Here is a 17,372-nt window from a genome sequence, read left to right on the forward strand (position 1 = left end):
ATGCAGTACGACACGCTGATCCGCCAGGCGCTGATCATGGATGGCCGCAACACGCCTGGGTATGTCGCCGATGTGGGGCTGCGCGACGGGCGTATCGAGGCGATCGGCGACTTGTCGGCCGCGCTGGCCACGCAGGTGATCGACGCCCGCGGCCGGGTGTTGGCGCCGGGGTTTATCGATGTACACACCCACGATGACACGGTGGTGATCCGTCAGCCGCAGATGCTGCCCAAGCTCAGCCAGGGGGTGACCACGGTGATTGTCGGCAACTGCGGTATCAGCGCCTCGCCGGTGAGTTTGCGCGCTGAGCCGCCGGACCCGATGAACCTGCTGGGCCCGCGTGAAGCGTTCACCTATCCGCGTTTTGCCGATTACCGCGCCGCCGTGGAACGCGCCCAGCCGGCGGTCAACGTCGCGGCGCTGATCGGCCACACGGCGCTGCGCAGCAACCATATGGACGACCTGCATCGCAGTGCCACTTTCGATGAAATCGCCGCGATGCGCGTGCAGTTGCGCGAAAGCCTGGAGGATGGCGCTCTTGGCTTATCCACCGGCCTGGCCTACGCCAGCGCGTTCAATGCCGAGACCGATGAAGTGCTGCAACTGAGCGAAGAACTGACGGCGTTCGGCGCGGTGTACACCACCCATCTGCGCAGTGAGTTCGAGCCGGTGCTGGCGGCCATGGACGAGGCGTTTCTGATCGGTCGGCATGCTCAGGTGCCGGTGATCATTTCCCACCTCAAATGTGCCGGCGCGGGTAACTGGGGGCGTAGTCCGCAGCTGTTGGCGGCGCTGGAGCAGGCGGCGAAAACTCATCCGGTGGGGTGTGATTGTTATCCCTATGCGGCGAGTTCTTCGACTCTGGATCTCAAGCAAGTCACCGATGCGTTTCGCATCACCATCACCTGGTCGACAGCGCACCCGGAAATGGGCGGGCGCGACTTGCAGGCGATCGCCGCCGAGTGGGATGTTTCGCTGATGGACGCGGCCCGTCGCCTGCAACCGGCGGGGGCGGTGTATTACGGCATGGACGAAGCGGATGTGCGCCGTATCCTCGCGCATCCGCTGTCGATGGTCGGGTCGGATGGGTTGCCCGAAGATCCGTTCCCGCATCCGCGCTTGTGGGGTGCGTTTCCACGGGTGTTGGGCCACTTCAGTCGGGACGTCGGGCTGTTCCCGCTGCACACGGCGGTGCATAAGATGACCGGCTTGTCGGCGGCACGGTTCGGCTTGTCGGAGCGGGGCGAAATCCGTGTAGGGCACTGGGCCGACTTGGTGCTGTTCGATCCGTTGCGCGTGCGCGATGTGGCGGATTTCAAGGCGCCGCAGCAGGCGGCGGAAGGGATTGATGGCGTGTGGGTCAACGGCGTGTTGAGCTACAGCGACGGGCAGCCGAATGGTCAGCGGCCGGGGCGGTTCCTGGCGCGCAGTGGGGATTTGCGGGCTGGGTTTTCGACTCTATAGTGGGCGCTCTTACACACGGAGCGGCTGCCATGCACTTAGGAAAAGTCACCCCCATCCTGCGGATTTTCGACGAGGCCAAGGCGTTGGAGTTTTATGTCGACTTCCTTGGGTTCAAGGTCGATTGGCAGCATCGCTTCGAGGCGAATTTTCCGTTGTACCTGCAGGTGTCGTTGGGTGAGTGCGTACTGCATTTGTCCGAGCACCATGGCGATGCATCGCCGGGTGCGGCGGTGCGGATTCAGGCGCAGGGTGTAGACGCCTATCAGCAGCAATTGCAGGGCAAGGACTATCGTTTTGCCAAGCCAGGCGTCGAAGAAATGCCCTGGGGGTCGCGGGAGATGAGCATCCACGATCCGTTTGGCAATCGGCTGGTGTTTGTCGAGGAAGGCGAGGGCTGAGGGGTAAATTGCAGGCAATAAAAAACCGCCTTAGTAGGGCGGTTTTTTTGTGCAAACCCAGTGAGTGGCTGGGGTTGCGTTCTAACAGGAAGCGTTGACCCACCCAACAGATATTAATGCCGGTTATCGCATCACGCAAGGCTTGACGATTGTCGGTTTTTTTCAACGCTTGCACTTTGAGTTTACTCAACACTAGCTGCAAAAATTGGCAATAAATTAGCTGATCATCACATCAGGTTTTATCGTCACTTGTCACACCTTTGATCGAGATGTTGGTTAGTATCACCTCCGTTCCATGTATGTCGTTTTGAGGTGGTTGGGTATGCGCGCGGAATTATGGACCGAACGCCACGGGCTAGTAATCCGTGCCGGATTCATGCGGGAGGAACCAAAACCCAGCCGCCTCACAGGAAGCGTTGACCCGCATCCAAAGGCTCACATGTTCCGGTAAGTGCGCTGGAGGTAAGGCCCAACTCATGGAGGGCCGAGTATGTCTAAGTTTGCACGACGTGCGTGGAACCTCGTCGTGAATGCCCTGCGTGTTTATCACGTATGGACATTCCTGCGAGACAGCTTCGATGACCGCTAAGGTCTGAGAAGTGGAGCCGCCCCGGTGCAGACCGAGGCGGCTTTTTGGTTTTTACACCCGGAAGTGGCTGACCATCTGCTGCAACTGGCTGCCCAAGCGCGCCAGTTCCACACTCGATTTGGCCGTCTCGTCACTCGCGGTGGCGGTCTGTTCCGACACGTCACGCACGTTGATGATGCTGCGGCTGATTTCTTCGGCCACGGCGCTTTGCTCTTCGGCTGCCGCTGCGATCTGCTGGTTCATCGACTGGATGTTCGACACCGTGCGGGTGATGTTTTCCAGGGATACGCCGGCCTTGCGCGTCAGCTCGACACTGCTGTCGGTGAGGCTGCGGCTGTTGTTCATCACCGCGGCCACCTGCTGGGTGCCGTTCTGCAAGCCGGCCACCAGGCCTTCGATTTCTTCGGTGGATTTCTGCGTGCGCTGGGCCAGGCCACGCACTTCGTCGGCGACGACGGCAAAGCCGCGACCGGCTTCACCGGCACGCGCCGCTTCAATCGCGGCGTTGAGCGCGAGCAGGTTGGTCTGCTCGGCCACGGCCTTGATCACGTCCATCACGCTGCCGATTTTGTTGCTCTCTTGTTGCAGATGGCTCATGGCGTCGGTGGAGCGCGCCACTTCGGCGGCCAGGCGTTCGATCTGGGCGATGGCTTCGGCCACTACCTTGTCGCCTGCACGGGCTTGGCCATCGGCATCGGCAGCGGCCTGGGAGGCTTGCTCGGCGTTGCGTGCGACTTCCTGCACGGTGGCGGTCATTTCGTGCATGGCGGTGGCGACTTGATCGGTCTCGATCTTCTGGCTGTTCACACCGGCGCTGGTCTGCTCGGTCACGGCCGACAACTCTTCGGCGGCGCTGGCGATCTGGGTTACGCCGTCGCGAATGCCGCTGATCAACTCGCGCAGGGTCGTGCCCATGCGCTGGATGCCTTGTTGCAGTACGCCCAGCTCATCGCGGCGGGTGACCTGGATATTGTGGCTCAGGTCGCCGGAGGCAATACGTTCGACCACGGCCAGGGTTTCCTGGATCGGGCGTGTGATCTGGCGGGTGATCACCAGTGCCGCGACGATGCCGACCAGTAACGCGAGCAGGGTGCTGATCAATTGCAGGCTGCGGGCTTGGGCGCTTTCGGCGTCGCGGCGGGCGAGCTGGATGTCGTAGAGCTTATCGCTGATGGTGACGATATCCGCCCCTTGGGTGGTCATTTCGGCGCGCGCGGCGACGATATTGGCGTTAGCCGCCTTGTAGTTCTGCACCGCACTGCGATAGGCGCCGAGCGCGCTTTCCAGGGCGCTGAGCGCGACCTGTTGGCTGCCGCCGAACGCCGCGCCGAGGCCTTTCAAGCCGTTGATGGCTTTTTCGATCTGGGCGGCGGCGCGGGCTTCGGTGTCGGCGTTGACGTTGCCGGTGTAGCCGCGCACTTCGTAGCGGGCCAACTGGAACTCTTGTTTGGCATGAGTCACGGCCTGGTACTGGGTGAAGCGCTCGGGGTTGTCGGGCGTCTGCTGCACACTGCTGTCCAGTGCGTCGATCTGGGCGTTGGCGATGTCGGCCTTATCGCCCATGACCTGGCGCGCAGCATTGCCGGCACGGTAGGCCTCACGCATTTTGTTCAGCGATTGCTGATACGCCGTGATGACGGCTTTCTGCTCGTTGAGCAGTTTGACGTTGTCCGGGCTCTTGAAGCTGTCCAGGAGTTTTTGTTGCTGGGCGACGAAGGCATCCAGGCTGGTTTGTACGTTCTGCGCCACGCTTTCATCGCCGTTGGCCAGCATGTATTGCAGGCGCACGATGCGCAGCTTGGTCAGGGAGGCGTTGAGCTGGGTGATGTCGCTCATCCAGTTGCTACGGTCGATCAGGCCGCCGAGGCTGGTCCAGCCGGTCAGCGCCAGGATCGAGGTGAGGACAAGCACCAGGCCGAAGCCCAGGCCCAGTTTGAGGTTGACGCTGATGTTACCGAACCAGCTGTTCATCGAGTGCTCCGCAAAAATGATGTTTGTCTGCTGGACGGTGTTGTTGTTTGAGCCAGCCAAGGTGTTTAGGCCATATCGGCGGGCACAGGGGAAACTGAAACGATTAATTAGCCTGCGCGATGCACGGAGCCCTGCATCACCGACTACCGGCGCCAGGCAGGCATGACGTGGGCGGCGCTCATCCCGCACGCACATTCTGTGCTAGTCTGCTGGCCCTTTTAGTTCTGGGCGGTGCGGGAAAACCGTGTTTTCAGCGCTGCCCTACAGCGGAGCCTCTTCATGTCCGAAGTTAATCTGTCCACCGACGAAACCCGCGTCAGCTACGGTATCGGCCGTCAGTTGGGCGACCAACTGCGCGACAACCCGCCACCGGGCGTGAGCCTGGACGCAATCCTGGCCGGCCTGACCGACGCGTTCGCCGGCAAGCCAAGCCGTGTTGATCAAGAGCAAATGGCCGCGAGCTTCAAGGTCATCCGCGAAATCATGCAAGCCGAAGCGGCTGCCAAGGCGGAAGCGGCTGCAGGCGAGGGCCTGGCGTTCCTGGCGGAAAACGCCAAGCGTGACGGCATCACCACTCTGGCTTCCGGCCTGCAATTCGAAGTGCTGACTGCCGGTGAAGGCGCCAAGCCGACCCGTGAAGACCAAGTGCGTACTCACTACCACGGCACCCTGATCGACGGCACGGTGTTCGACAGCTCCTACGAGCGCGGCCAGCCTGCAGAATTCCCGGTTGGCGGCGTGATCGCCGGCTGGACCGAAGCCCTGCAACTGATGAATGCCGGCAGCAAATGGCGCCTGTTCGTGCCGAGCGAACTGGCTTACGGCGCTCAAGGCGTTGGCAGCATTCCGCCGCACAGCGTTCTGGTATTCGACGTCGAGCTGCTCGACGTTCTGTAAGACCTGCTTTTGATTACCTGTAGGAACGAGTTTGCTCGCGACAAACGTCAACGATGGCGCGAGCATCCTGGATGAACGCGTTGCTTGTGCGTTCTTCGCGAGCAAGCTCGCTCCTACAGGGGTTTGCGCGGTCGCTCATGGGTGAAACTTGCCATTGAGTTCCGTCGCCGGGCGCAATGCTCGGGCATAGCAGAACAGAAACAGGTTGCGCACCACTTCCTTCAGTACACCGGGTTCACTGGAACTCAGGCCATTCACGTCCAGGTCGCCCTGGTCCTGCAGTTCGTTCAGCGCTTCTTCCTCCAGCACCGCACAGACTTCCCCGGTTTCCCGATGGAGGATGCGCAGGTAAGGGTGTGGGCGGTCCAGCCAGGCATCTATCAAATAAGTCATGTCGTTCTCCTTGATGGGTTTCAATGAGAATAATTCTTATTCGTAGAATAGCAAGTGCCTATTGGCGGTTTGCGGATTTTTCTGCGTGGGTCGTGCGAGGGATCAACAGCCAGGGCGAAACGCCATCCCGCGGCGGGCGCGGGATGGAAGCAGCAGGATCAGACCTTGCGGACGAACTCGGACTTGAGTTTCATCGGGCCGATACCGTCGATCTTGCAGTCGATATCGTGGTCGCCGTCGCACAGGCGGATGTTCTTGACCTTGGTGCCGACCTTGACCACCAGGGAGGTGCCCTTGACCTTGAGGTCTTTGATCACGGTGATGGTGTCGCCGTCCTGCAGGACGTTGCCTACAGAGTCTTTCTTCACGGTTTCATCGCTGGCCACTTCGGCCTCGCCAGTGGCGGACCACTCATGGGCGCATTCCGGGCAGATCAGTTGGGCGCCGTCTTCGTAGGTGAATTCGGAATTGCATTTCGGGCAGGGTGGCAACGTGCTCACTAAAGCTCCTTAAAGGTCAGGATGGCTAAAGTCGCACATTATATAGGGAATTGTAGGGAGACAGGGCGCGGTCTTGGATTGGTAATACAAACTAAATGTGGGAGGGGGCTTGCCCCCGATGGCGGTATTTCAGTCTAAGCATAAGTTGACTGATCCACCGCTATCGGGGGCAAGCCCCCTCCCACATTTGGTATTTCTAGTGCGTGCGCGCGACCGCGAACTCGCTCAGCTCGACCAGGGCGTCCCGGTATTCGCTGGCGGGGAGGGCGTCCAGGCACTTGATCGCACGGGCCACGTAGTCACGCGCCAGGTGGGCGGTGTAGTCCAGGGCGCCGGAGGCTTCCACGGCGGCGCGGATGCTTTCCAGGTCTTCGATCCCGCCTTTCTGGATCGCCTTGCGTACCAGGGCCGCCTGTTCCGGCGTGCCTTCGCGCATGGTGTAGATCAGCGGCAAGGTCGGCTTGCCCTCGGCCAGGTCGTCGCCGACGTTCTTGCCCAGGGTCTCGGCGTCGCCACGGTAGTCGAGCAGGTCGTCCACCAGTTGGAACGCCACGCCCAGGTGGTCGCCGAAGGTGCGCAGGGCTTCGGCCTGCTCGGCCGTGGCTTGGCACAGGGCGGCGGCGCTGTGGGTCGAGGCTTCGAAGAGCATCGCGGTTTTGCCGCGAATCACTTCCATGTAGGTTTCTTCGGTGGTGCTGGCGTCACGCACCTTCGACAACTGCAACACTTCGCCTTCGGCGATGATGCGCGTGGCCTGTGAAAGAATCTTCATCACTGGCATCGAGCCCAGTTCGACCATCATTTCGAACGAGCGCGAGTACAGGAAGTCGCCGACCAGCACGCTCGGGGCGTTGCCCCACATCGCGTTGGCGGTCTCGCGACCACGGCGCATGCCGGACATGTCGACCACGTCGTCATGCAGCAGGGTCGCGGTGTGCAGGAACTCGATGGTGGCGGCCAGCAGGCGCAGGTCATCGCCTTCGCGGCCCAGGGCCTTGCCGCACAGCAACACTAATAAAGGACGCAGGCGCTTACCGCCCGCCGACGTAATGTAGTCGCCAATTTTGGAGACCAGCGGCACTTTAGACGTCAGCTGCTGCTTGATGATGCCGTCGACGGCGCTAAAATCGTCCGCGACCGCGCGGTAGAAAGCTTGGGGTTGCATCAGCGACAGTCGCTCCAGAAGGGTTGCGCGGCATGCTAGGACCCTGACCCCGCAGTGTCAAGGCGCGATAGACGGCCTCTTGCAACGTATCCGCGCCTTGCGTACAATCGCGCACCCTGAACTTCCTGGGCAGCACCTGCCTTACGCAATTGCATTCGGGACGTCCATCCCATGCAGCCATGCCAGCCAATACCTCTTCTTATAAAGCGCTGGGTGAGCAGGATTATCGGAGAAATACCATGTCGTACGCAGTAATTGTTACTGGTGGCAAGCAATACAAGGTCGCCCCAGGTGAATACCTGAAGATCGAAAAACTGGAACTCGCTACCGGCGACTCCGTGACTTTTGATCGCGTTCTGTTGGTCGCCAATGGCGATGACGTGAACATTGGCGCTCCAGTTGTTGCTGGCGCTACCGTTGTGGCTGAAGTGATCTCCCAAGGTCGTCACGATAAAGTCCGCATCATCAAGTTCCGTCGTCGTAAGCACCACATGAAGCGTATGGGCCACCGCCAGTGGTACACCGAGATCAAAATCACCGGTATTCAGGCTTAATTTCAGCCTAATTCCTCACTAGGAGAATTGACTCATGGCACACAAAAAAGCTGGTGGTAGTACCCGTAACGGTCGCGACTCAGAAGCCAAACGCCTTGGCGTGAAGATGTATGGCGGCCAGGTTATCATTCCGGGCAACATCATCGTGCGTCAGCGCGGCACCCAATTCCACGCCGGTTACGGTGTTGGCATGGGTAAAGATCACACTCTGTTCGCTAAAATCGACGGCGTGATCAAGTTCGAAGTAAAAGGCGCCTTCGGTCGCCGTTACGTGAGCATCGTCCCGAAGACTGACGTCGTCGCGGCATAATTACGTAGTTGCTGGAAAAGCCCTGTCTTGCGACGGGGCTTTTTCGTTTGTGGAGTGAGTCTCTTGCAAAGCTGTTTGTAATGAGCTCAAGCGCTGGATTTGCGGTCGTTGATTGAGGTCGCTGCGCTCATTTTTGCAAGAGTCTTATGTCTTGGTTTCTTAAGCTCGTCCGTGCGGCGAGAGGCGTTTTGTTATGAAGTTCGTTGATGAAGTTTCCATCCGAGTAAAAGCAGGCGACGGCGGTAACGGTTGCATGAGTTTCCGTCGCGAAAAATTCATCGAAAACGGTGGCCCTAACGGCGGTGACGGCGGTGACGGCGGTTCCATCTACATGATGGCCGACGAAAACCTCAACACCCTGGTGGACTACCGTTACACCCGGCACTTCGATGCCGAGCGTGGTTCCAACGGCGGCAGCACCGATTGCACCGGTAAAAAAGGTGAAGACATGGTGCTGCGCGTACCGGTCGGCACCACGATCATCGACTCCGCGACCCAGGAAGTGATCGGCGACCTGACCAAGGCCGGCCAGAAGCTGATGGTTGTGCAGGGCGGCTGGCACGGTCTGGGTAACACCCGTTTCAAGTCCAGTACCAACCGTGCGCCACGCCAGACCACGCCAGGCAAGCCGGGCGAGCAGCGTGACCTCAAGCTGGAAATGAAAGTACTGGCCGACGTGGGCCTGTTGGGCCTGCCGAACGCCGGCAAAAGTACCTTCATCCGCTCGGTCTCGGCCGCCAAGCCAAAAGTCGCCGACTACCCGTTCACCACCCTGGTGCCAAACCTGGGCGTGGTCAGCGTCGACCGTTGGAAAAGCTTCGTGATCGCCGACATTCCCGGCCTGATCGAAGGGGCTTCCGAAGGCGCCGGCCTGGGTATCCGTTTCCTCAAGCACTTGTCGCGTACCCGTTTGCTGCTGCACCTCGTCGACATGGCGCCGCTGGATGACACCAGCGCACCGGACGCCGCCGAAGTGATCGTCAACGAACTGACCAAGTTCAGCCCGTCCCTGGCTGAGCGTGATCGCTGGCTGGTGCTGAACAAGTGCGACCAGATCCTCGAGGAAGAGCACGAGGAGCGCGTCAAGGAAATCGTCGATCGCCTGGAGTGGACCGGTCCGGTCTACGTGATCTCGGCTATCGCCAAAGAAGGCACCGAGCGCCTGACCCGCGACATCATGCGTTACCTGGAAGACCGCGCCGACCGCCTGGCGGCCGACCCGGTGTTCAAGGCCGAACTCGCCGAGCTCGACCAGCGCATCGAAGACGAAGCCCGCGCCCAGCTGCAAGCCCTGGACGACCAGCGTGCCTTGCGCCGCAGCGGCGTGAAGTCGGTCCATGACATCGGCGACGATGATTGGGACGAAGAAGACGTGGATGATGAAGACGGTCCGGAAATCATTTACGTGCGCGACTGATTCGTTGCAGTAAACTTAAGCGCCGCTCACTCGAGCGGCGTTTTGGTATCTGGGGATACCTGCAGTCACGAATGTAGTCACGAATAACGTTATGGGCGGCGCTGGGTCGCGTCCCGCCCTCTAACTAAGGTTGAAGATGATGCGGAGCAAAGTGACAGGTGCGCAGCGCTGGGTCGTAAAGATCGGAAGTGCGTTGCTGACGGCGGATGGCAAAGGGCTGGATCGCGCAGCCATGAGCGTGTGGGTCGAGCAGATGGTGGCCTTGCATGAGGCCGGCGTCGAGTTGGTGCTGGTCTCGTCCGGAGCGGTTGCCGCCGGGATGAGCCGCCTCGGCTGGACCGCGCGACCCAGCGCGATGCACGAACTGCAAGCCGCTGCCGCCATCGGTCAGATGGGCCTGGTGCAAGCCTGGGAATCCAGCTTCGCCGAGCACGGCCTTCACACCGCGCAGATCCTGCTGACCCACGACGACCTGTCCGACCGCAAGCGCTACCTCAACGCCCGCAGTACGTTGCGCGCGCTGGTGGAGCTCAAGGCGATCCCGGTGATCAACGAAAACGACACGGTGGTCACCGACGAAATCCGTTTCGGCGACAACGACACCCTGGCCGCCCTGGTGGCCAACCTGGTGGAAGCCGATCTGTTGGTGATCCTCACCGACCGCGACGGCATGTTCGACGCCGACCCGCGCACCAACCCCGACGCCAAATTGATCTACGAAGCCCGCGCCGATGACCCGGCGCTGGACGCCGTGGCCGGCAGCGTCGGCGGCGCGCTGGGCCGTGGCGGCATGCAGACCAAGCTGCGTGCGGCGCGCCTGGCGGCGCGTTCGGGTGCCCACACGATCATCGTCGGCGGGCGCCTGGAGCGCGTGCTCGACCGCCTCAAGGCCGGTGAGCGCATCGGTACGCTGCTGTCGCCGGAACGCGGCATGCTGGCCGCGCGCAAGCAGTGGCTGGCCGGGCATTTGCAGACCCGCGGCACCCTGGTACTCGACGATGGCGCCGTGACGGCGTTGTCCCTGGGTCACAAGAGCCTGCTGCCGGTGGGCGTCAAGTTGGTGCAGGGCAGCTTCCGCCGTGGCGAGATGGTGGTGTGCGTGGCGCCGGACGGTCGTGAGATCGCCCGCGGCCTGGCCAACTATAGCGCGCTGGAAGCGCAGAAAATCATCGGGCAGTCGTCTGAGGCGATTGTCGGTCTGTTGGGTTACATGGCGGAACCGGAACTGGTCCACCGCGACAACCTGATTCTGGTTTAAACGAAAGGAATACACGATGCGTGTGATGAAGGGATTGCTCGGCCTGCTGTTGGCCATGCCGTTGCTGGCGTCGGCCGAAGAGATCGGCCAGGTGTCGACGGTGTTCAAGTTTGTCGGCCCCAACGACCGGATCGTGGTCGAAGCCTTCGATGACCCCAAGGTCGATGGCGTGACCTGCTACCTGTCCCGCGCCAAGACCGGCGGCGTCAAAGGCGGCTTGGGTCTGGCCGAAGACCGCTCCGAGGCGTCGATTGCCTGTCGCCAGGTCGGGCCGATCCGCTTCAAGGGAGAACTCAAGGATGGCGACGAAGTGTTCAAGGAACGCACGTCGCTGGTGTTCAAGACCATGCAGGTGGTGCGCTTCCTCGACAAGAAGCGCAATACCCTGGTGTACCTGGTCTACAGCGACCGCCTGATCGAAGGCAGCCCGCAGAACGCCGTTACCGCGATTCCGATTTTGCCGTGGCCGACCGCGCAGTGATCCGCAGGCGAGTTTTGTAATCGGCGTCTATGATTGCAGGCTTGCGGGTTGTAATCTCGAAGAGCCGCAATGCAAAGAACATGGGATATCTGGAGTTCGTCATGAGTGCTTTCCACGACCTGAAACTCAAAGCGTTGGACGGACAAGAGCTGCCACTGGCGCCCTTCAAGGGCAAAGTTGTGCTGGTGGTCAACGTGGCCTCCAAATGTGGCTTGACCCCGCAATACGCGGCGTTGGAAAACCTCTATCAGCAGTACAAGGACCAGGGGTTTACCGTACTCGGCCTGCCCTGTAACCAGTTTGCGGGCCAGGAACCGGGGACCGAGAAAGACATCCAGGAATTCTGCAGCCTCAATTACGGGGTGAGCTTTCCGCTGGGCAGCAAACTCGATGTGAACGGCCCTGAGCGTCACCAGTTGTACCGCTTGTTGGCGGGCGAGGGCGCCGAGTTTCCTGGGGACATCACCTGGAACTTCGAGAAATTCCTGCTGGGCAAAGACGGGCGGGTGCTTGCGCGTTTCTCGCCGCGAACGGCACCGGATGATCCGGCCGTCGTCCAGGCCATCGAAAAAGCCCTGAGCTGATCCCCTGACCTGTAGGCGTGAGCGTGCTCGCAAAAAATCCAGGCGCACCGCGTTGATCCAGTATGAACGCGTTATCGTTGACGATTTTCGCGAGCCAGCTCGCTCCTACAGGTGTCCGGCATTTCTAAGCCTTAATCACCCTGATCAATAGTGCTACTCAGCACGCTGCACGCGCCATATTATCGGCATCATAAAAACCGTCTTTCGTGGAGTGTTGCCATGCCTGTCCAAGCCTTGTTCAAACCGTTCCACCTCGGAACGCTGCAACTGTCGAGTCGTGTGGTAATGGCGCCGATGACCCGTTCGTTTTCCCCGGGCGGTGTCCCCAATTCCAAAGTCATCGAGTACTACCGCCGCCGCGCCGCGGCGGGTGTGGGCCTGATCATCACCGAAGGCACCGTGGTCGATCACCCGGCGTCCAACGGCTATCCCAATGTCCCGCACTTCTATGGTGAAGCGGCGTTGGCGGGCTGGAAGAAAGTGGTCGATGCCGTGCATGCCGAAGGCGGCAAGATCGTCCCGCAGTTGTGGCATGTGGGCAGCGTGCGCCGCATCGGTACCGAGCCGGATGCCAGCGTACCGGCCTACGGACCGATGGAAAAACTCAAGGATGGCAACGTGGTTGTCCACGGCATGACCCATCAGGACATCAAGGACGTGATTGCCGCCTTCGCCCAGGCGGCCAGGGACGCCCAGCGCATCGGCATGGACGGCGTGGAGATCCATGGCGCCCATGGTTACCTGGTGGACCAGTTCTTCTGGGAAGGCAGCAACCAACGCAGCGACGAATACGGCGGCAGCCTGGCCAACCGTTCGCGTTTTGCCATCGAACTGATCCAGGCCATTCGTGCCGCCGTCGGCCCGGATTTTCCGATCATCCTGCGTTTTTCCCAGTGGAAGCAGCAGGACTACACCGCGCGCCTGGTGCAAACCCCCGAGGCTTTGGGCGAGTTTCTCAAGCCGCTGTCCGACGCCGGCGTGGATATTTTCCACTGCTCCACCCGGCGCTTCTGGGAGCCGGAGTTCGAAGGTTCCAACCTCAACCTGGCCGGCTGGACCCGCCAGCTCACCGGCAAGCCGACCATCACTGTCGGCAGCGTCGGCCTGGATGGCGAGTTCCTGCAGTTTATGGTCAACACTGACAAGGTTGCGCAACCGGCCAGCCTGGAGAAGCTGCTGGAGCGTTTGAACAACGATGAGTTTGATCTGGTCGCCGTCGGCCGTGCCCTGCTGGTGGACCCGGATTGGGCGGTGAAGGTCCGCGAACACCGCGAGGGCGACATCCTGCCGTTCAGTCGTGAGGCGTTGACGACCCTGGTGTAACGGGCCGGGCTCCCGGTGGTTGCCACCGGGAGCTGTTCAGTTGGAGCGGTCAATACTCTACTGACTTGCGCAGCTCCTGGCGGTGATCGGTCTTGTGCCCGTCTTGGCGCGCAGCCTGGTCATAGGTGGGCGGTGCTGCTCGAGACTGATCCAGCCATTGTTGCTGACGCATCCACTCTGCGGTTGGCATGTTGATGCCATTGCGCACTCCCATTCCGTAAATTGCCATATCTCAGGGTCTCCATTGATCTAAGGGACCTGCGTTAGCAGCAGGTATCAATGATTGGTCATCCACCGTTCACCGTTCCAGGGGGAAATATCGAGTAAACCTTGCGCAACCTATGGCAATCGGTGTGCAACACGGTCCGCTAGCTCGGGCGGGAGGCCGGGTAGACAGCGCCCGGCCTCCCGCCGGTTTTCAGCGCGTTGGGTTTTTCAAGGCCTATTGTCTTGTTGTTGGCCTATCCGAATTAACCGTAGTAGGCATCTTCCGCCCGTTCGGAATGGACCGCGGCATATTGCGTGGTGGCGTAGGATGCTTGACCGTCATGCGTTGACGGGCGGTCAGTGAACTGTGGGCGATAGCCGCCGCCGTTGTGCGGACGTTCCCATTGATTCTGCGGCGGCTGCCAGTTGTTTTCCGGGCGTGTGGGTTGCGGGCGATAGCCGCCGTTCTGTGGCGGGCGTTGCCAGTCGTTCTGCGGCGGCTGCCAGTTGTTTCCAGGGCGCGTGGGTTGCGGGCGATAGCCGCCGTTCTGTGGCGGGCGCTGCCAGTCGTTCTGTGGCGGCTGCCAATCGTTTCCAGGGCGCGACGGTTGCGGGCGTTGCCATTGGTTGCCCGGACGTGCCGGCTGCGGGCGGTTCCAGCCGTGGTTCGCGTTATAGGGCTGTGGGTGTGACGGTCGTCCGTGATCGTACTGGGCGCTGTTGGATGGGCAGGTGTCTGTCGGCCCTTGAGTGGGCGTGTTGAACGGTTGGAATCGCAGCGCCATTGATCCATTTATCAGTGTCGACATAGTGCTCTCTAATTAATGTTTCATCATGAATGACCTGCCTTTTTTGAGTGCGTCCAGAGACAGACACCTCTTCCCTGGCAGGTGTCATGTAGGTGGCGATAAATCGCGCGACGTTCCGGAAATATCCTGTTGTGGCGTGCCGACTCCGATGGCTTCAGGTAAAAAATCCTAATGTTGAAGCCGTTATTCAGGGGGAAGGCTGGAGGGACGGCGAACTAACTGACGTTATTCGCAGATCGTTCAACGAACATAAGGCTGCGTTGGAGCGGCCAACGGTTCTGCGCACACATCGCGTAACTGGTTCTCGAACTGCTCGATGATCGCCGGCCAGCCCTGGTGACTGGCATGATGGCGCGCATTGAGGCGGGCCCTGCGCAAATGCTCGCGATCTTCCAGCAGCCAATTGGCCGCGTCGCAGAACGCTTCCTCATCGCCGGGCATCGCCAGCACGCCGTTGTAACCGTGGCGGATATGCTGGGTCGCGGCCGCCTGGTCATATGCCACCACCGCGAGCCCGGAGGCCATGGCTTCCAACACCACGTTGCCGAAGGTTTCGGTCAGGCTGGGAAACAGGAACAGGTCTCCCGAGGCGTAGTGTCGCGCCAGTTCTTCGCCGCGCTGGGTGCCGCAGAATATGGCGTGCGGCAGGTCGTGCTCGAGCAGCGCGCGTTGCGGTCCGTCGCCGACCACGATCAGTTGCAGGCGACGCTGTGGATAAGTACTGCGCAAGGCATCGAAGCAGCGCTTGAGCATGCCCAGGTTCTTTTCCTGCGCCAGGCGCCCGACGTGCAGCACTGCAATATCGTCATTGCCCAGGCCCCAGCTTTCGCGCAAGGCGTTATCGCGCTTGGCCGGGTGGAACAACTGGCTGTCGACCCCGCGCGACAACATCCCCAGGCGTTCGAAGTGGCGGCGCTCCAGCTCCAGGCGTTGGCTGGCGCTGGGTACCAGGGTCAAGGTCGAGCGGTTATGAAACCAGCGCAGGTAGTGCGTGACCACGCGGCTCAACATGCTCAGGCCGTACTGGTTCGAGTACTGCTGGAAATTGGTGTGAAAACCGCTGACCACGCTGATCCCCAAGCGACGCGCTGCACGTAGCGCTGACAACCCGAGCGGTCCTTCTGTGGCGATGTACAGCACATCCGGGCGTTGGCGTGTCCAACGGCGCAGCAGCTTGTGCATCGACGACTGGCCCCATTGCAGGCCTGGATAGCCGGGCAGCGGCCAACCGCGGCACAGCAGCAATTCGTTGTCGCTGGGGCGGCTTTGGTCAATGCCTTGGCGCGGGCGCACCAGTTCGACCTGATGGCCGCGCGCGCGCAAACCCTCGCACAGGCGACCCAATGTATTGGCCACCCCGTTGATCTCTGGCGGGAAGGTTTCGGTAATCAGAGTGATGTGAAGCGAAGCTGTCGTCATGACCCACAGTGTCGCTGTGGGCTGTGTCGCCGATGTGTCATACAGATGATGGATTTATGACGGGCATTGGCGGCGGGCGGCAATGCGCCAATCCTTTAAGCACAGAGCCCTTCGGCTCTGTGCAGATCGCTGGCCGGGGGGCTCAGAAGGTGATTTTAGACGGCGTGACGTAGCTCGTATCTTGCACACCGAGCACTTTATTTTGCGGGCCGAATTCACGGTCGCCAGGGTTCAGAGTCCCGTTCGCGTTTGGGGGCACGCTGATCGAGCTACTGTCTGTTGGTTTTGTATTCTGGTCCCTGGATGGAAAGTCGGGAAGCAGTGGCCCGGACCAGGGTCCTGGTTTTGATGGCGGGACGCTGGGTGGGGTGCGGGGTGGCCCGCTGGGAGGCGCGTCGGGCCTGGGTGCTCGGTTTTTTGGCGGGGTGCGGGATGGCTGCCATTTGTGACGCTGGCCGGGCCAGGGTGCTGGGTTTGTTGGCGGGGTGGGGGATGGCCCGATGGGAGGCGGGTCGATCCTGAGTCCTGTGTTTGTTGGCAGGTTGGCAAGCGTGCTGATCATTGTGAGGTTCCTGTTGTCACGGGTTTGGTTGCCGACCTCGGTTGCCCCAAGGTCGGCTCAGGTTGTGTGGCCTCAAAAAACAATCAGTTCCGGCACCGGTCGACCGGCCAGCGTACCGTTATCGCGGTGTGTTCAACGCCGTCTCGGCACCTTGCTCGCGCACCAAGAACAACGTCGCCCCGGCCACCGCCGCCGGCATCATCAACAGGTTGACCACCGGCACCAGCAGCACCAGGTAGACGCTGCCGCCGAAGCTCATGCTCTGCCAGCGTTTCTGGCGCAGCCAGGCGAGCATTTCGTTCCAACCCAGCTTGTGGTTGTCGGCCGGGTAGTCGATGTATTGGATCGCCATCATCCACACGCCGAACAGCAGCCACAACGGCGCGGCGATCAGGTTGACCACCGGAATGAACGACAGGATAAACAGGCCGATGGCCCGCGGCAGGAAGTAGCCCAGCTTGCGCATCTCCCGCGCCAGGGTGCGCGGGACCATCGCCACCAGCTCGGCCCAACTGAACGGCGGGAAATCGTCGGTGCCACGCACCACCACTTCAACTTTCTCCGCGAGAAAACCGTTGAACGGCGCAGCGATGACATTGGCGAGCATGGTGAAGGTGAAAAACACCATCAACACCACCAGCACCACGAACAGCGGCCACAGGATATAGCTGAGGAAACTCAGCCAGCCGGGCAGCGTCGGCATCAACGCGTCGACCCACAGGCTGAACTGATGGCCGGCGAAATAGATCAGGCCGACGAACAGCACCAGGTTGATCGCCAGCGGCAGCAGCACAAACAGGCGCAGGCCGGGGCTCAACACCAGTTTGAGGCCTTCACGCAGGTATTGCGGACCGGAAAGAACAGGGGCGGGCATGGAGAACTCCGAGCAGAATGACGAACGCGCCGACCTTACCGGCTTTGCCTTCAGGACGAAAGCACGCGCAATGCCAGGACATCAGCAGAAACAAACGCGTCGATCAGCTGGGCCTGCTGCATAGATACTGCCTATGAGCTGGATTGTTATTCCGTATTTCCTTAATCTTGCCTCCCTCTATACGCTGCACCCATTAT

Annotated in this window: 18 protein-coding genes and 1 pseudogene; 10 read left to right on the forward strand and 9 right to left on the reverse strand. The window is 60.9% G+C overall.

Annotation, left to right across the window (positions count from 1 at the left end; genetic code table 11):
- Both C5F70_RS29635 and C5F70_RS29640 read left to right on the forward strand, forming a co-directional pair.
- Positions 1-1,464, forward strand: coding sequence for an amidohydrolase family protein (locus C5F70_RS29635; protein ID WP_104904471.1), 1,464 nt, complete (start codon positions 1-3; stop codon positions 1,462-1,464).
- Between the two features lie 29 nt (positions 1,465-1,493).
- A complete protein-coding gene (locus tag C5F70_RS29640; RefSeq protein ID WP_017847743.1) occupies positions 1,494-1,862 on the forward strand; it encodes a glyoxalase superfamily protein in 369 nt (122 codons plus the stop codon).
- A 640-nt stretch (positions 1,863-2,502) separates the two neighbouring features.
- On the opposite strand, the gene C5F70_RS31660 is transcribed toward C5F70_RS29640, so the two are convergent.
- Together C5F70_RS31660 and C5F70_RS31665 are read right to left on the reverse strand one after the other, a co-directional pair.
- Positions 2,503-3,366, reverse strand: coding sequence for a methyl-accepting chemotaxis protein (locus C5F70_RS31660; RefSeq protein WP_371920083.1), 864 nt, complete (start codon positions 3,364-3,366; stop codon positions 2,503-2,505).
- A 39-nt stretch (positions 3,367-3,405) separates the two neighbouring features.
- Positions 3,406-4,617 (reverse strand): annotated as a pseudogene (locus C5F70_RS31665) (methyl-accepting chemotaxis protein); the annotation flags it as partial.
- 84 nt (positions 4,618-4,701) lie between these two features.
- Here C5F70_RS31665 and C5F70_RS29650 point away from each other — a divergent pair.
- Positions 4,702-5,319 carry an FKBP-type peptidyl-prolyl cis-trans isomerase gene (locus C5F70_RS29650; protein WP_017847745.1) on the forward strand — a complete coding sequence of 206 codons (618 nt, stop codon included), beginning with the start codon at positions 4,702-4,704 and terminating at the stop codon, positions 5,317-5,319.
- 135 nt (positions 5,320-5,454) lie between these two features.
- On the opposite strand, the gene C5F70_RS29655 is transcribed toward C5F70_RS29650, so the two are convergent.
- The 3 genes from C5F70_RS29655 to C5F70_RS29665 form a co-directional block, all read right to left on the reverse strand.
- A complete protein-coding gene (locus C5F70_RS29655; RefSeq protein WP_003194088.1) occupies positions 5,455-5,712 on the reverse strand; it encodes a hypothetical protein in 258 nt (85 codons plus the stop codon).
- 158 nt (positions 5,713-5,870) lie between these two features.
- Positions 5,871-6,212, reverse strand: a complete 342-nt coding sequence (locus tag C5F70_RS29660; RefSeq protein WP_017847746.1) for a zinc ribbon domain-containing protein YjdM — start codon at positions 6,210-6,212, stop codon at positions 5,871-5,873.
- A 196-nt stretch (positions 6,213-6,408) separates the two neighbouring features.
- Complete coding sequence (locus tag C5F70_RS29665) at positions 6,409-7,377, reverse strand: polyprenyl synthetase family protein (protein WP_017847747.1); 969 nt, start codon at positions 7,375-7,377, stop codon at positions 6,409-6,411.
- A 239-nt stretch (positions 7,378-7,616) separates the two neighbouring features.
- On the opposite strand from C5F70_RS29665, the gene rplU reads away from it, so the two are divergent.
- The 7 genes from rplU to C5F70_RS29700 all read left to right on the forward strand — a co-directional run bounded on the left by rplU (position 7,617) and on the right by C5F70_RS29700 (position 13,304).
- The gene (gene rplU / locus C5F70_RS29670; protein WP_017847748.1) at positions 7,617-7,931 is read left to right on the forward strand and encodes a 50S ribosomal protein L21; all 315 of its coding nucleotides are present in this window, start codon (positions 7,617-7,619) and stop codon (positions 7,929-7,931) included.
- A 34-nt stretch (positions 7,932-7,965) separates the two neighbouring features.
- Positions 7,966-8,241, forward strand: coding sequence for a 50S ribosomal protein L27 (rpmA, locus tag C5F70_RS29675; protein WP_007901871.1), 276 nt, complete (start codon positions 7,966-7,968; stop codon positions 8,239-8,241).
- A gap of 193 nt (positions 8,242-8,434) precedes the next feature.
- Positions 8,435-9,658 carry an Obg family GTPase CgtA gene (gene cgtA, locus C5F70_RS29680; protein ID WP_017847749.1) on the forward strand — a complete coding sequence of 408 codons (1,224 nt, stop codon included), beginning with the start codon at positions 8,435-8,437 and terminating at the stop codon, positions 9,656-9,658.
- Between the two features lie 139 nt (positions 9,659-9,797).
- A complete protein-coding gene (gene proB, locus C5F70_RS29685) occupies positions 9,798-10,916 on the forward strand; it encodes a glutamate 5-kinase (protein WP_017847750.1) in 1,119 nt (372 codons plus the stop codon).
- Between the two features lie 16 nt (positions 10,917-10,932).
- Positions 10,933-11,397 carry a CreA family protein gene (locus tag C5F70_RS29690; protein ID WP_017847751.1) on the forward strand — a complete coding sequence of 155 codons (465 nt, stop codon included), beginning with the start codon at positions 10,933-10,935 and terminating at the stop codon, positions 11,395-11,397.
- A 101-nt stretch (positions 11,398-11,498) separates the two neighbouring features.
- Positions 11,499-11,981, forward strand: coding sequence for a glutathione peroxidase (locus tag C5F70_RS29695; RefSeq protein ID WP_017847752.1), 483 nt, complete (start codon positions 11,499-11,501; stop codon positions 11,979-11,981).
- Between the two features lie 219 nt (positions 11,982-12,200).
- The gene (locus C5F70_RS29700; protein ID WP_017847753.1) at positions 12,201-13,304 is read left to right on the forward strand and encodes an NADH:flavin oxidoreductase; all 1,104 of its coding nucleotides are present in this window, start codon (positions 12,201-12,203) and stop codon (positions 13,302-13,304) included.
- Positions 13,305-13,353: 49 nt separating this feature from the next.
- On the opposite strand, the gene C5F70_RS29705 is transcribed toward C5F70_RS29700, so the two are convergent.
- The 4 genes from C5F70_RS29705 to cysZ all read right to left on the reverse strand — a co-directional run bounded on the left by C5F70_RS29705 (position 13,354) and on the right by cysZ (position 17,175).
- The gene (locus C5F70_RS29705; RefSeq protein ID WP_104904473.1) at positions 13,354-13,533 is read right to left on the reverse strand and encodes a hypothetical protein; all 180 of its coding nucleotides are present in this window, start codon (positions 13,531-13,533) and stop codon (positions 13,354-13,356) included.
- Between the two features lie 241 nt (positions 13,534-13,774).
- Complete coding sequence (locus tag C5F70_RS29710) at positions 13,775-14,296, reverse strand: hypothetical protein (protein ID WP_104904474.1); 522 nt, start codon at positions 14,294-14,296, stop codon at positions 13,775-13,777.
- 264 nt (positions 14,297-14,560) lie between these two features.
- Positions 14,561-15,739: a glycosyltransferase family 1 protein gene (locus C5F70_RS29715; protein WP_017847755.1), complete on the reverse strand. Its 1,179-nt coding sequence runs from the start codon at positions 15,737-15,739 to the stop codon at positions 14,561-14,563.
- Between the two features lie 680 nt (positions 15,740-16,419).
- Positions 16,420-17,175 (reverse strand): sulfate transporter CysZ, encoded by a 756-nt coding sequence (gene cysZ / locus C5F70_RS29720; protein WP_104904475.1) that lies wholly within the window; start codon positions 17,173-17,175, stop codon positions 16,420-16,422.
- Positions 17,176-17,372: the final 197 nt, after the last annotated feature.

Origin of the sequence: Pseudomonas sp. LH1G9, assembly GCF_002949975.1 — a bacterium.
Classification (GTDB): Bacteria; Pseudomonadota; Gammaproteobacteria; order Pseudomonadales; family Pseudomonadaceae; genus Aquipseudomonas; species Aquipseudomonas veronii.